General features: G+C 59.7%; 12 protein-coding genes. 4 read left to right on the plus strand and 8 right to left on the minus strand.

Annotated elements, in window-relative coordinates:
- Positions 1-29: 29 nt before the first annotated feature.
- The 6 genes from ACQ4OE_RS00520 to ACQ4OE_RS00545 form a co-directional block, all read right to left on the minus strand.
- On the minus strand, positions 30-1271 hold the full coding sequence (locus ACQ4OE_RS00520; protein ID WP_430945303.1) for an SfnB family sulfur acquisition oxidoreductase: 1242 nt from the start codon (positions 1269-1271) through the stop codon (positions 30-32).
- Between the two features lie 290 nt (positions 1272-1561).
- On the minus strand, positions 1562-2326 hold the full coding sequence (locus ACQ4OE_RS00525) for a hypothetical protein (protein ID WP_430945304.1): 765 nt from the start codon (positions 2324-2326) through the stop codon (positions 1562-1564).
- A 473-nt stretch (positions 2327-2799) separates the two neighbouring features.
- Entirely contained in the window at positions 2800-3549 is a 750-nt protein-coding gene (tcyN, locus tag ACQ4OE_RS00530) for an L-cystine ABC transporter ATP-binding protein TcyN (RefSeq protein ID WP_430945305.1), read from the minus strand.
- Between the two features lie 2 nt (positions 3550-3551).
- Positions 3552-4217 (minus strand): cystine ABC transporter permease, encoded by a 666-nt coding sequence (gene tcyL / locus ACQ4OE_RS00535; RefSeq protein WP_007918741.1) that lies wholly within the window; start codon positions 4215-4217, stop codon positions 3552-3554.
- Entirely contained in the window at positions 4217-5017 is an 801-nt protein-coding gene (tcyJ, locus tag ACQ4OE_RS00540) for a cystine ABC transporter substrate-binding protein (protein WP_064388998.1), read from the minus strand. Before tcyJ ends, tcyL begins: the two co-directional genes overlap by 1 nt.
- A 307-nt stretch (positions 5018-5324) precedes the next feature.
- Positions 5325-6317 carry a D-cysteine desulfhydrase gene (locus tag ACQ4OE_RS00545; RefSeq protein ID WP_430945306.1) on the minus strand — a complete coding sequence of 331 codons (993 nt, stop codon included), beginning with the start codon at positions 6315-6317 and terminating at the stop codon, positions 5325-5327.
- A 190-nt stretch (positions 6318-6507) separates the two neighbouring features.
- Here ACQ4OE_RS00545 and epsC point away from each other — a divergent pair, with 190 nt between their 5' ends.
- Both epsC and betT read left to right on the plus strand, forming a co-directional pair.
- Positions 6508-7434 carry a serine O-acetyltransferase EpsC gene (gene epsC / locus ACQ4OE_RS00550; RefSeq protein ID WP_122594046.1) on the plus strand — a complete coding sequence of 309 codons (927 nt, stop codon included), beginning with the start codon at positions 6508-6510 and terminating at the stop codon, positions 7432-7434.
- 401 nt (positions 7435-7835) lie between these two features.
- Positions 7836-9797, plus strand: a complete 1962-nt coding sequence (gene betT / locus ACQ4OE_RS00555; protein WP_430945484.1) for a choline transporter BetT — start codon at positions 7836-7838, stop codon at positions 9795-9797.
- Positions 9798-9821: 24 nt separating this feature from the next.
- Here betT and ACQ4OE_RS00560 read toward each other — a convergent pair whose 3' ends face one another.
- Positions 9822-10082: a hypothetical protein gene (locus ACQ4OE_RS00560; RefSeq protein WP_122594044.1), complete on the minus strand. Its 261-nt coding sequence runs from the start codon at positions 10080-10082 to the stop codon at positions 9822-9824.
- A gap of 348 nt (positions 10083-10430) precedes the next feature.
- On the opposite strand from ACQ4OE_RS00560, the gene ACQ4OE_RS00565 reads away from it, so the two are divergent.
- Positions 10431-10832, plus strand: a complete 402-nt coding sequence (locus ACQ4OE_RS00565) for a type II toxin-antitoxin system HicB family antitoxin (RefSeq protein WP_122594043.1) — start codon at positions 10431-10433, stop codon at positions 10830-10832.
- A 5-nt stretch (positions 10833-10837) separates the two neighbouring features.
- Here the strand turns inward: ACQ4OE_RS00565 and ACQ4OE_RS00570 are convergent, their stop codons facing one another.
- Entirely contained in the window at positions 10838-11875 is a 1038-nt protein-coding gene (locus tag ACQ4OE_RS00570; RefSeq protein WP_430945307.1) for a LacI family DNA-binding transcriptional regulator, read from the minus strand.
- Positions 11876-12081: 206 nt separating this feature from the next.
- Between ACQ4OE_RS00570 and ACQ4OE_RS00575 the strand changes: the two genes are divergently transcribed.
- Positions 12082-14307, plus strand: a complete 2226-nt coding sequence (locus tag ACQ4OE_RS00575) for a TonB-dependent receptor (protein ID WP_430945308.1) — start codon at positions 12082-12084, stop codon at positions 14305-14307.
- Position 14308 lies beyond the last annotated feature (1 nt).

A 14308-nucleotide genomic window follows, 5' to 3' on the forward strand; every position in this document is an offset into this window, starting at 1 on the left:
TCCATTGCACTTGAGAAAGTGTGCGGTCGTCAGATCCAGGAATGGCGAGCCGGTAGAGTGCCGTTGAGGCGATAGGCACCGACCGCGTGATATTTCCAGCGCACCGGGTCGTGCAGCGTGTGCACGCGGGCGTTGCGCCAGTGACGGTCGAGGTTGAATTCGGCGAGGGTGGCGCGGCTGCCGGCCAACTCGAACAGCTTTTCGCTGGCCTGCAAAGAGATCTCGGTGGTCAGCACTTTCGCTTCGGCCACGGCAATCGATGCGCGGGCGGCGGACTCGGCGGTGAGCGGCGCGGCGTGCACCTGATCGAGCACCTTGCCGGCCTTGCGCAACAGCGCTTCAGCGGCGTGCAGTTCGATTTTCAGTTTGCCGATATCGGCGATCACGTAGAGGTCATCGCTCGCGCGTTCGACCTTGGCATCGATCCATGGCCGCGCTCGGGTTTTGACGAACTCGATGGCGTCGTCGATGGCGCCTCGGGCGATGCCGGCGTCAATGGCCGCTTGAATCAACTGGGACACGGCGCCTTGGGTGTTCGGGGTGTCGTTGATCTTCCAGTTGTCGACGACCAGGCTCGATTCGACGCGCACGTTGTTCAGCAGAATCGTGCCGCTGGCGGTGGTGCGCTGGCCGAAGCCCGACCAGTCATCAACGATGCGCAGACCCGGCGTGCCGCGCCGAACGAAGGCCAGCACTTGTTTGCCGTCATCGTTGAGCGCCTTGACCGCGACCCAGTGCGCAAACAGCGCGCCGGTGGAATAGAACTTCTGCCCATTGATCACGTAATCGTCGCCGTCGGCAGTGATCTGCGCTTTCAATTCCAGCGTATTTTTGGTGCCGCGTTCCGGGCCGGCATTGCCGATGCGCCAGCCTTCCAGCACGCTCTGGAACAGCTGCTTTTTCTGCTCTTCGGTGGCACTGCCGAGCACCAGATTGATGATGCCGAACTGGTTCTGCGGGATCTGCCCCAACGCCGGGTCGGCAGCGGAGATGATCGCGAACACCTCGGCCAGCGTGACGAACGAAACCTGCGGGCCACCGTATTCGCGCGGGATGGCGATGCTGCCTAAACCGCTGCGGGTGAACTGTTCGACTTCCGACCACGGCAACTTGCGCTGACGATCGCGTTTGGCGGCCTGCACGCGGGCGACTTGCGCCAGATCATGGGCGGCCTTGATGGCTTGGGCGTCGTTGCGCAACACCTGCGCAGGCAACAACAACGGGGCGATGTCCAGATCCGACTGGACGTTTGCATCTGCCAGACTGGACATCAGTGCCGCTCCTTGGCTGCACGCAATGCCCTGGCGATCTGCACTGGGGTGATTGTGTTCCGGACCATACTACCTACCTCACATCTCATGAAAAACGCCGCAAAAGTGCGGCGAACGAAAGAATGTCCGGTGGTCCGGTCCATATACCCTAAGCGTGTATAAATATTAAATAAACTAACTTTTAGGAATATGTATAGAAGGGGTGATGGTCGGGTTGGTTAACTGGTTTTTCGATGGCGGGGGAGATTCAGCGGCGAGGCAACCAGCTCCCTCGCCACCACAGGAACGACTCAAGGCTTTCGGGATTCCGCAGCTTTGAGAACGGGCTTCAGTGGCACTTTGAGGTAGGGATTCACGCAGCCAATCTTCAACGTTCGTGGCGGTGCCCAGCGCGAGTTATTGCCGACCCGGTCGATGACGCAGTAGGTCACATCGAGGCGCAGATCCTCGCCGGCTTCGACGATCACTGCGGGTGGCACCCAGACCTGAATCGGCAGGCCGACATCCGCTGCCGTGATCCGCGCCAGGTCCATGCGCACATCGCCCCAGCGCAAAGTGATTTCATCGTCCTCGGCCATGTTCAGGTACGGCTCGATGGTCAGCGGCACGCCGCGTTTGATCTGGTTCGGATTGACGCCCTGGCGGCGAATGGTGTCGGGCAGCGTGACCGGCGCCAGTTGCTGGTTTTCGTCCCCGCACAGCGCGGAAGGCTGACCGCCGGGGCAATCGAGTTTCACTTGCACCCGCGTCGCCGACGACAGCGCGGGCCCCTGACCGACCTGCATCACCCGATAGTGAATGCGCGCCGCGCCGCTGATCACGAAACTCTCCGGCACGCGCAAGCTGACCGGTGCATCGACATCTTCGGCAGTCAGTACACGGGATGCGACGTAGCAGTTGTTCCAGAACAGCTCGATCAAGTCGCCCGCGTCCATGCCGGGATAGGGCTGCACGTCGACCAGCAGGTTCTCGGCCGCTGTCAGGTTGATGCCGGTTTTCTGTGCGAGCGCCAGCGTCGGCGCTGCCAGTTCGAGGGTATGCGAAGTGCGGGTCATCGGTTTCTCTCCTTGAAGCGTAGCAACGAAGTCCGTTTCTGAAAAAACAAAAGGCGTGAATTAACAGGCAATACAACAGGCTGCTTTGGTTGCCACAAAGTGCTGGATGAATGAACTAATTTGAAGCGCTTGACCACTAGATAAGAGGGTGCGGGAAGGGGAGTCAAGGGACGGAGTTAGTTAATCCATGAATTACGGGTTAATCAGAAGCTTCCTACATGGCTGAGGGCTTCTGCCTAGTCGGGATGGCGAATAGGGCTACAGTTTTCCGCTGTTTTTACCGTCTGCAATGCCGTTGTTTTTCTACGCGGCTCTGGGAAGTGCGGCAAAGTTATCGCGTGTCGTATCTGTTGCAGAACATATATGTATGAGGAAGTTAGTAGGTTTGAACGTTGGATGTTGCGGAGTAAGTATTCAATGCGAAGAAGTGCAACTTCCATCCGTGGAAGTTGACCGTGGCGCGTTGAAAGTTCTCAGGCGTGATTCAGAAACTTGCTGAGAAACTGTTTGGTGCGTTCTTCTTTCGGATTGGCAAACAACGCTTTGGCTTCACCTTGTTCGACGATCACGCCCTTGTCGAAAAACACCACTCGGTTGGCCACGTCACGGGCAAAGCCCATTTCGTGGGTAACGATGACCATGGTGCGTTTCTCTTCGGCGAGACCGCGAATGGTCGCCAGCACTTCACCCACCAGTTCCGGGTCGAGGGCTGAAGTCGGCTCGTCGAACAGGATCACTTCCGGCTCCATCGCCAGCGCCCGGGCAATCGCCACACGCTGTTGCTGACCGCCGGACAGACGACGCGGATAAGCGTCCTCTTTGCCCGCCAGACCGACCTTGGCCATGAGCTTTTTGCCCAGGGCAATGGCGGCCTCGCGCGGCATCTTCTTGACCACGATCGGGCCTTCGATGACGTTTTCCAGCGCGGTGCGATGGGGGAACAGGTTGAAGTTCTGGAACACGAAGCCGACGTGCTGGCGCAGGTTGCGCACCAGCGCTTGCTGCTGGTTCAACGGGCGACTGGTATCGATCTCGATATCGCCGACCTTGATCCGGCCGCTGGTGGGTGTTTCGAGGAAATTCAGGCAGCGCAGAAACGTCGTCTTCCCCGAACCGCTGGGGCCGATGATCGCGACGACTTCGCCTTCCTTGACCTCGAGGTCGATGCCGTTGAGCACGACCTGACCCTTGAATTGCTTGGTCAGTTTTTCCACGACAATCATCGTCAGGACTCCTGGTCGTGCCGATTGACCCGCTCTTCCAACTTGTTCTGGAAGTGCGAAAGCACCGTGGCCAGAATCCAGTAGATCAGCGCGGCGGCAAGATACATGGTGAAGACTTCGAAAGTCCGGGCGGTAATCAACTGCGCCTGACGGAACAGTTCCGGCACCTGAATGGTGGCGGCCAGTGCCGTGTCCTTGACCAGTGAAATGAAGCTGTTGCCCAGCGGCGGCAACGCCGTGCGCATCGCTTGCGGCAGGATGGCCCGACGCAGGGTTTGCGCGCGGGTCATGCCGATGCTCGCAGCGGCTTCCCACTGACCGCGTTCGATCGAACCGATTGCGGCACGCAGAATTTCACAGGCGTAGGCGGCCATGTTCAGCGAGAAGCCGATCAACGCCGCCGGCAGCGGATCCAGTTCGAGACCCAATTGCGGCAAGCCGTAATAGATCACGAACAGTTGCACCAGCAACGGCGTGCCGCGAAAGAACGACACGTAGATGCGCGCCAGCCAGCTCACCGATTTGAAGCGCGACAGGCGCATCAACGCCAGGCCGAAGCCCAGCAGCAGGCCGAAGAACATCCCGCCGAGGCTGAGGACTACCGTGTAATACGCGCCCTTGAGCAGAAAGGGCGCGGAGTCCAGTGCGAGTTGGAAAGCTTCTTCCATTATTGAGTGACGTCAGCGTTGAAGTACTTCTCCGACAGTTTCTTCAGCGTGCCGTCGGCACGCAGCTCATCAAGGGCCTTGTTCACGGCGGCCAGCAGTTCAGGTTCGCCTTTGCGCAGGGCCACACCGGCTTCCTGACGGGAGAAGGCTTCACCGGCGGCGACGGTTTTCGGCGCTTTCTTGGCGTATTCGAGGGCGGCCAGACGGTCGATCAGGATGGCGTCGGTGCGACCGTTGTTCAGGTCGGCGAACTTGGTCGGATCATCATCGTAAGTGCGCACGTCAGCGCCCGGCACGTTGGCGCGGACCCATTGCTCGTAGTTGGTGCCCAGACCGACACCGACTTTCTTGCCGGACAGATCATTGGCGGTCTTGATGTTCAGCGCCGCTTCTTTGCTCTTCAGCACCAGCGCCTGAATACCGGAAACGGTGTAAGGCTCGGAGAAGTCATACTTCTTCTTGCGCTCGTCGGAGATGGTCACTTGGTTGACTACAACGTCCAGACGCTTGGATTCCAGCGCCGCGAGGATGCCGTCCCATTTGGTTGGCTGGACCTTGGCTTTGACGCCGAGTTTTTGCGCCAGCGCTTCGGACAGCTCGACTTCGAAACCGGACAGTTTGCCGTCGGCATCGACGAAGCTGAACGGAGGATAGGTGCCTTCCAGGCCGACGTTGATAACGCCTTTGTCCTTGATCTGTTGCAGCTGCTCACCGGCCACTGCCTGGCCGATCAGACCGGCGCTCAGCGCCAGGCCCAGCGAACCCACCAGCAGATTGCGACGTAGTGCGGAAAAATTCATGACGAGCCCCTGTGTTTTCTTATGGAAGACGCTAAAGGAAAGTTGGCGAATTCGTGATTCGTGCGCCTGCGTTATCGTGCCCTAAAGCAGCGTATGCGTCTTGCGCGAAATTCGCCTGCGGCGAGACTATAAGATGTCTGCTTTAGACTTGAAAATACTTAATATATGATTTGATAGATCTAATATGCATATGTGAACGTTCCCACGCTCTGCGTGGGAACGCCTCAAGGGACGTTCCGCGTTCCAGCGTCGAAGGGACGCGGAGCGGCCCGGGCTGCATTCCCACGCAGAGCGAGGGAACGATCTGTCAGAGGTAATCCTTATAGGCAAACAGCGCCGGCGCTCCGCCGGTGTGCAGGAAGATGATCGGGCCTTCATCAAATCGCTGACGACCAATCCCATCGAGCAACCCCGCCATTGCCTTCCCGGTGTACACCGGATCGAGCAACACCGCTTCCTGACTGGCCAGCAATTTCACCGCCGCCAACGTCCCGGCATTCGGCTCGCCATAACGCGGGCCGAAATATTCGTCCCACAACTCGACCTTGAAATCCGCCGGCAGTTCGACGCCGAGCAGTTCCGCCGTGCGCTCGGCCAGGCCTTGCACCTTCGGCCGCTGATCTTCTTCGCTGCGCGAAACCGTTACGCCGATCACCGGCAATTGTGGCAACACTTCGCTCAACGCCAAGGCCAGGCCACTGTGCGTTCCGGCGCTGCCCGAGGCCAACACCACCGCAGCGAAATCGAGGCCGGTGTCCTTGATCTGTTCGGCCAGCTCCAGACCGGCGCGCACGTAACCCAGCGCACCCAGCGCATTCGAGCCACCGATCGGTACGAGGTACGGTTTCTTGCCGTTGCTTTGCAGGCGCACGGCGAGAGCGGCCAATTGTTCGTCGGCGTTGTCGAGGTTGTCGACCAGCTCGACCTTGGTGTCGAACAGATCCAGCAACAGACGGTTGCCGTTGCCGGTGTAGTTGCTGTCGTCGGTCCCCAGCGGATTTTCCAGCAGGGCCACGCAGCCGAGACCGAGTTTGGCGGCCAGCGCTGCGGTCTGGCGAACGTGGTTCGATTGCAGCGCACCGGCAGTGATCAGCGTGTCGGCGCCTTGTGCCAGAGCATCGGCGGCGAGGTATTCGAGCTTGCGCAACTTGTTGCCGCCCATGGCCAGCGGCGTCAGGTCATCGCGTTTGATGTACACCTCGCGACCGAGCCATGCGGACAGGCGTTCGAGTTTTTCCAGTGGCGTCGGGTGGCTGAGCAGGTCGAGGCGATTAAAGCGTTCCAGCTGATTCTTGATCATGAGTCCGTACTGGCGGAGAAAGATGAAAGGACTATAGGCACGCACTTTTGCCGGGGCAACCGCAAATCCCTTATAGCCAAATCGACTGAGGCCAGCACTATCGGTTCTTAATTCGCCCTCGCGAGCATGCCGTAAAGTAGTCGCCGTTGACGCGGCCAGACAGTCCGGCCGCCCGTGAGGAGTCTTTACCGTGAGCGAGCGTTCCAGCCATTGGCAATTGCAGACCATCGTCAGTCAACTGCGCAGCGCGCGGGATCAGTGGCGGGCACAGAACGGCCGGGCGTCCGGCGAGCAGGGTGGTCGCGAGTTGCCGTCGCGGGCGGCGATGGCTGAAATCCTCGAAGCGCTGTGTGGTGCGCTATTCCCGATGCGGTTGGGGCCGGTGGATCTACGCGAAGAGAGTGAAGATTTCTACGTCGGTCACACCCTTGATGTCGCCCTGAATGCTTTGTTGGCGCAGACGCGCTTGGAGCTGCGTTACGTCGCCCGCCACAGCGCGCAGGCTGACAACGAAGTCGAGGCCCGTGCGATTCAGATCGTGCAGGATTTTGCCCTGGCCTTGCCGGGCTTGCGCACCCTGCTCGACACCGATGTGCTGGCGGCTTATCACGGTGACCCGGCGGCGCGCAGCGTGGATGAAGTGCTGCTGTGCTACCCGGGGATTCTGGCGGTGATTCACCATCGTCTGGCCCACCATCTGTATCGCGCAGGGTTGCCGTTGCTGGCGCGGATCAGCGCGGAAATCGCCCATTCGGCGACCGGCATCGATATCCATCCGGGCGCGCAGATCGGCCGCAGCTTCTTTATCGATCACGGCACGGGCGTGGTGATTGGCGAGACGGCGATCATTGGCGAGCGCGTGCGGATCTATCAAGCAGTGACTTTGGGCGCCAAACGCTTCCCGGCGGATGAAGACGGCCAGTTGCAGAAGGGCCATCCGCGCCACCCGATCGTTGAAGACGATGTGGTGATTTACGCCGGGGCGACGATTCTTGGGCGGATCACCATTGGCAAGGGTTCGACCATTGGCGGCAATGTCTGGCTGACGCGCAGTGTCCCGGCCGGGTGCAATTTGACCCAGGCGAATCTGCAGCATGATGACGGGACGCAGAAGTAGGCTTCCTCAATTCGCTTCGCGGCTGCCGACCTCTTCGCGGGCAAGCTCGCTCCCACAATGGAATGCGTTTCAGATGTGGGAGCGAGCTTGCTCGCGAATGGTTTCAGGCCAAATCGAGATAATGGCCATCAGCCAATTCTGCAGTGAACGAATCCCCTCAAACCCGCGTCATACCCATCCTTGAGCTAGCGTAGGAAAACTACCGCTTGGCCGTACGATTAGTCCTAACCACCCCATCCATGTTTAACTTGAACGTTCATTCAAGTTAAACCGGTGGTTCGCTGCCCGCTCACAACAGGAGGCTTGCCTTTGCTGAGTCCGATCATTTCAGCCACGTCTAAATCCCTCGAGGTGCACGTTTCATGAGTGCATCGTCCACCCCCGCCAGCGGTCTGGTGCGCATGAATCCGCCGGTGTTCTACTTTGCCGCGACGGTCATTCTGCTGTTTGGTCTCGTTGTCATCGCCATTCCTGAACAGGCCGGCGCCTGGCTGCTGGAAGCGCAAAACTGGGCGGCCAACACGGTCGGCTGGTACTACATGCTCGCGATGACCCTGTATCTGGTCTTCGTGGTGGTCACCGCCTTATCCGGCTACGGCAAGATAAAACTCGGTGCCGACCACGACGAGCCCGAATTCAGTTACCTGTCCTGGGCCGGCATGCTGTTCGCCGCCGGGATCAGCATCACGCTGTTCTTCTTTTGCGTCTCTGAACCGCTGACCCACATGCTGCAGCCGCCGCAAGGCGAGGCTGGCACGGCGGATGCGGCGCGTCAGGCAATGCAGATTCTGTTTCTGCACTGGGGCCTGCATGGCTGGGGCGTGTTCGCCTTCGTCGGCATGGCGCTGGCCTATTTCGCTTACCGCCACAACCTGCCGCTGGCGCTGCGCTCGGCGCTGTACCCGTTGATCGGCAAACGCATCAACGGCCCGATCGGTTACGCGGTGGACGGCTTCGGCATCATCGCCACGGTGTTCGGTCTGGGCGCCGATATGGGTTTTGGTGTGCTGCACCTCAACTCCGGTCTCGACTACCTGTTCGGCATCGCTCACACCCAGTGGATTCAGGTCGGCCTGATCACGCTGATGATGGGCGCGGCGATCATCGTGGCGGTCTCCGGCGTCGATAAGGGCGTGCGGGTGATGTCCGACATCAACATGCTGCTGGCCTGTGCGCTGCTGCTGTTCGTGTTGTTCGCCGGGCCTACCCAGCATCTGCTTAATACCTTGATCCAGAATATTGGCGACTACCTCGGCGCCTTGCCGATGAAGAGTTTCGACCTCTATGCCTACGACAAACCGAGTGACTGGCTCGGCGGTTGGACAGTGTTCTACTGGGCCTGGTGGATTGCATGGTCGCCGTTCGTGGGCCTGTTCATCGCGCGGATTTCCCGTGGCCGCACCATCCGTGAATTCGTTTTCGGCGTGCTGCTGATTCCGCTTGGCTTCACCCTCGCGTGGATGTCGATCTTCGGCAACAGCGCCCTCGATCAAGTGCTCAATCACGGCATGAGCGCGCTGGGCATGTCGGCCATCGACAACCCGTCGATGAGTATTTACCTGTTGCTGGAAACCTACCCGTGGAGCAAAACCGTCATCGCCGTGACGGTGTTTATCAGCTTCGTGTTCTTCGTCACCTCTGCTGACTCCGGCACCGTGGTGCTGTCGACGCTGTCGGCCAAGGGCGGCAACCCGGACGAAGACGGGCCGAAATGGCTGCGAGTGTTCTGGGGCGCGATGACCGCGCTGATCACCAGTGCGCTGTTGTTCTCCGGCAGCATCGATGCGCTGAAGTCGGCGGTGGTGCTGACGTCGTTGCCGTTCTCGCTGATTCTGTTGCTGATGATGTGGGGCCTGCACAAGGCGTTCTATCTCGAGTCGCAGAAGCAGATTGCGCAGCTGCATTCGCTGGCACCGGTCTCCGGTTCGCGACGCGGCACCGGCGGCTGGCGTCAGCGCCTGAGTCAGGCGGTGCACTTCCCGTCGCGTGACGAGGTGTACCGTTTCATGGACACCACGGTGCGTCCGGCGATTGAAGAAGTGACGGCAGTGTTTGTCGAAAAAGGTCTGAATGTGGTGACGCAACCGGACCCGACGCACGACAACATCAGCCTGGAAATCGGCCACGGCGAGCAGCATCCGTTCATCTACCAAGTGCAGATGCGCGGTTACTTCACGCCGTCGTTTGCGCGTGGCGGGATGGGCTCGAAGCAGCTCAATAATCGTCGCTACTACCGTGCCGAAGTGCACTTGAGCGAGGGCAGTCAGGACTACGATCTGGTCGGCTACACTAAAGAGCAGATCATCAACGACATCCTCGACCAGTACGAACGCCACATGCAGTTCCTGCATCTGGTGCGTTGATTGGCGCCTGAGCGCCGGGTCTTCTCAAGACTCGGCGCTCAGCACCATAAACAACACCATCGCCGCTAGCGGCACGCCGAACACCGCACTGCCAATCGCTATCTCCGAACCCAGCGGTTGCCTCGCATGCACCACACCCACCGCGCCGTTAATCACCGTCAACGCCAGCCACAGGGCGGCGAAGCTGTAGGCCATGGTCTGCCGGCTGAAGCCGATGCGCTCGCCGATGTAGAGCATCAGCGCGAGCAGGACCAGACCGAAGAAAATGATGATGGCGGTGTGCATGGCGGGTTCAGCCTGGTGGGTGTGTATTGCCTGAAAGACCGCTTTCGCGAGCAGGCTCGCTCCCACAGTGGATCTCGGCTGGAGATTAATTTCATGTACACAGAACATCCCTGTGGGAGCGAGCCTGCTCGCGAAGGGCCCACCTCGGTGTTATCTAGAGCATAGCCAATCCAGCCTACTGTTCTTTTATCTGACCATTGATAGTCTGTGGCTAGTGCGCGATGTCGATTCGCAGAGCAGAGTTAGCTCTCAAATAACGATCAATTTCAGGATGTGTCGTTTGAATTACTCGCCGAGAGTTACGCTTATAGTTGCCGGCACTAAATGGCTTGAAGAATGGGTTTTCCTATGAAATTCCCGGTTGTTCTGCACAAGGATGCCGACTCAGACTACGGAGTGATAATCCCGGATGTCCCGGGCTGCTTCTCCGCAGGTACCACCGTCGCAGATGCTTTTGAAAACACTCAGGAAGCACTGGCGCTTCACTATGAGGGTTTGGTTGCCGATGGCGCACCATTGCCGCAGGTGCGGGATATTGATGCGCATCTCGATAACCCGGATTACGCGGGAGGGATCTGGGGCGTGGTCGATTTTGATATCACTCCGTATTTCGGCAAGTCAGTGCGGTTCAACGCCACGCTGCCTGAGCAGTTGCTTGAGCGTATTGACCAGACAGTCCGCCGTGACCAGCGCTATCGCTCCCGCTCCGGCTTCCTCGCGGCGGCTGCGCTGCGCGAACTGTCGGTATAGGACAGTCAGCTGCTTTCGCGTTCGATGACCTGACACTGCAACAGATTCAATCGCTGTACTTCGTCGCTCGGTAATACACCGAGACTTTCCAAAACGCGCGTGGCGGCGAGTACGCCAATCTCCAGCGCCGGTGGTTTGATCGTGCTTAGGCTGGGCAAAAGCATCTCGGCGAAGGGGTAGTCGCCGAAGCCGAGGACGGCACAGTCTTCCGGGATTTTCAAACCCGCGCGTTGGCCGGCGAGCAGGCCGCCAGCGGCGAGGTTGTCGTTGGCGAAGATGATGGCGTCGGGGGGCGGGGAGGCGTTCATCAAGGCGTCCATCGCCTGTTTGCCGGCCTCGAATGGTGCGCGGTCAGCGTCGGGGGCGAACACCCAGGGTTCCAGGCCAGATTCTTGTAAAGTCGCCGCGTAACCATCGCGGCGTTCCAGGGCGCTGAAGTCGCCTGGCGCGCTGTTCTGCACGAAAGCGATGCGTCGATAACCTTTCCCCAGCAGATATTTTGCAGCCGTCACGCCCACTTCAGAATGCGAAAACCCGATCTGCATCGGCTCGCGATCCGGCTGGTAATCCCACGTTTCGATCACCGGAATATCCGCCTCGGCGATCATCTTTTCCGTGCCTGCGCTGTGAAAGTGACTGGTCAGCACCAGTGCCGCCGGCGACCAGCCGAGAAACGCGCGCACGGCGTTTTCTTCCTGCTCGGTGCTGAAGTAACTCGATGCCAGCAACAGCTGATAACCATGACGGCTGAGGGTGTCGCTGAAGCCTTGAATGGTGTTGGCGAAGATCGGCCCTGAGATATTCGGAATCACCATGCCGACGATTTTCCCCCGCGCCGAGGCCAACCCGCCCGCCACCAGATTCGGCACGTAACCCATTTCAGCCACGACCGCGGCGATTCGCTCGCGGCGCTCGGGCGAGACTTGTTCGGGCTGATTGAAGTAGCGCGACACGGTGATCGCCGACACCCCCGCCTCGCGTGCTACCGCATTCAGGGTCACACGTCCGGCGCCACGGCGTTTGCGGGGCTTTTCTTCGCTCATGGTTCGATCCTTGTTAAAAACCAAATCGCATATAAAACTAATTTTTCAGTATTGGACGGTCTATGTGCGGATGGCCAATATTAGTGATGTTAGCGCTAACAAAGCGCGTTGTCTGCTACTCGCTCGAGCGAATGCCCAAGACATCGATTCAGGCGCTGTCGTCGCAGAACGGCAGCGGATCAGGGCCAATTTCGAGCGGGCAGAACATGCACAACATTCCTGGGGCGACACACAAACTGGCGCAATCGATTCGCGCCGCTGGCTGGTTATTGACGGGGTTGGCGGCGCTGCCGCTGCCCAATGCAGTCGCCGCTGACAATAGCGAGCAAGAGCCGACACTGAAGTCGGTGACCGTTACCGCCACTCGCCGCGAAGAGTCGCTGCAAAAGGTCCCGGTCGCCGTCTCGGTGATCGACGGCGAGCAGCTCGAACGCGATAACCGCAACGGCGTGGCAAGCATCGTTCAGCAAGTGCCATCGCTGAATTTCCGCACCGGCGCGTCGAACAAAGACACGTCGTTGTTTGTGCGTGGTGTCGGTACGATTTCCACGTCTCCAGGCGTCGAGCCGACCGTGGCGACCGTAATCGATGGCGTGGTGTATGCGCGTCCGGGACAGGCGACCCTGGATCTGCTGGATCTGGAGCGCGTCGAGGTTTTGCGCGGTCCGCAGGGCACGCTGTTCGGCAAGAACGCCTCGGCTGGCGTGCTCAACATCACCAGCAAGGCGCCGACCGCCGAGACCCATGGCTACATCGATCAGTCGTACTACAGCGGCAACGAAAGCCGTACTCGATTCGGCATTGGCGGCAGCCTGATTCCGGACACGTTGAAAGGCTCGATCAGCACGCTGTTCGGCACCTACGACGGCAACGTCGATAACGAACATAACGGTCAGGAGGTCAACGGCTACAACCATCGCGGCGTGCGCGGCAAACTTGAATTCACCCCGAATGACGACGTTACTTTCACCCTGATCGCCGACTACATGCAGTCCCACGACGACGGCCCCAACGGTGTGGTCAGCAAGTCGCTGACCCCAGCCTTCGCCAATGCGCTGAGCCCGGCCTATGCCTCCAGCCACAACCGCGACATCAACACCGACACTCGCTCTCACGTTGAAGACACCAACAAAGGCCTGTCCGGCCAGCTCGACTGGCAATTGGGCGATTACACCCTGACGTCGATCACCGCATGGCGCGGCTGGGACAACACCCAGTATCAGGATGGCGATCGTCTCGGCACCGTGACGGCTGCGTTTCCCGGCACGGCGGACAAGGGCGATCTGGCCTTCGATCAGTACTCGCAAGAGCTGCGTCTGGCCTCGTCGAAAGGTGAGTTTCTCGAATACGTTGGCGGCCTGTTCTACATGCACGGCAAAGACGACGAAACCTATCAGCGCACGCTGACAACCACCACGCGTACCGACCGTGGCGTCGCCGATTACAGCACCACCAGCGACAGTTACGCCGTGTTTGGCGAGAGCACGCTGAACTTCACGTCCGACTTTCGCGGCATCGCCGGCCTGCGCTACACCCACGATGATCTGGAATACGACCACCGCCGCGTCTCGACGTCGGCAACCACGGTCAGCGGTATCCAACCGGCCACCAGCAGTTCCGGTTCAGTGGACGAAGACGGCTGGTCCGGCCGCCTCGGTGTGCAGTACGACTTGAGCGATGCGGTCACCACTTACCTAACCTACTCGCGCGGCTACAAAGGCCCGGCCTACAACGTGTTCTTCAACATGCAGCCGCGCGACACCGAAGCCCTCAAACCGGAGACTTCGAATACCTGGGAGGCGGGGATCAAGGCCACGTCCTGGAACAATCGCCTGACCACCAACCTCGCGGTGTTCCACAGCGATTACGACAACTATCAGGCGAACTTCTTTGACACCGTTGCCGGCCAGGTGGTGACGCGTCTGATCAACGCCGGCAGCGTCAGCACCGAGGGCGTCGAACTCGATTACGCCTTACAAGCGACCCAGCAATTGAAGTTGTCCGGCGCACTGGCCTACACCCGCGCACGGATCGACGAATTCGCCTGCCCGGCGGGCGCGGCGGCGTCGTGCAACGTCAACGGCAAACCGCTGCCATTCAGCCCGGACTGGAAAAGCTACGTGCGCGCCGACTACTCGATCCCGCTGGATAACGGTCTGGATATCGAACTCGGCACCGACTACAGCTGGCAGAGCGAAGTGCAGTACGACATCAGCCAGAACGTCGACACCAAACAGGGCGCTTACGGTATCTGGAACGCCAGCGTCGCTCTGGCCGATTACAGCAATGGCTGGCGTGTTGCGTTGCTCGGCAAAAACCTCACCGACAAGTCTTACTCGCCGGTGCTCGCCAGCGGTGGCAACTACATCTACCGCGCCGTGCCACGGGATGACGAGCGCTACTTCGGCGTGCAATTGCGCAAGGATTTCTGAC

Source organism: Pseudomonas sp. WC2, assembly GCF_050586545.1.
In the GTDB taxonomy this organism is placed as follows: Bacteria; Pseudomonadota; Gammaproteobacteria; order Pseudomonadales; family Pseudomonadaceae; genus Aquipseudomonas.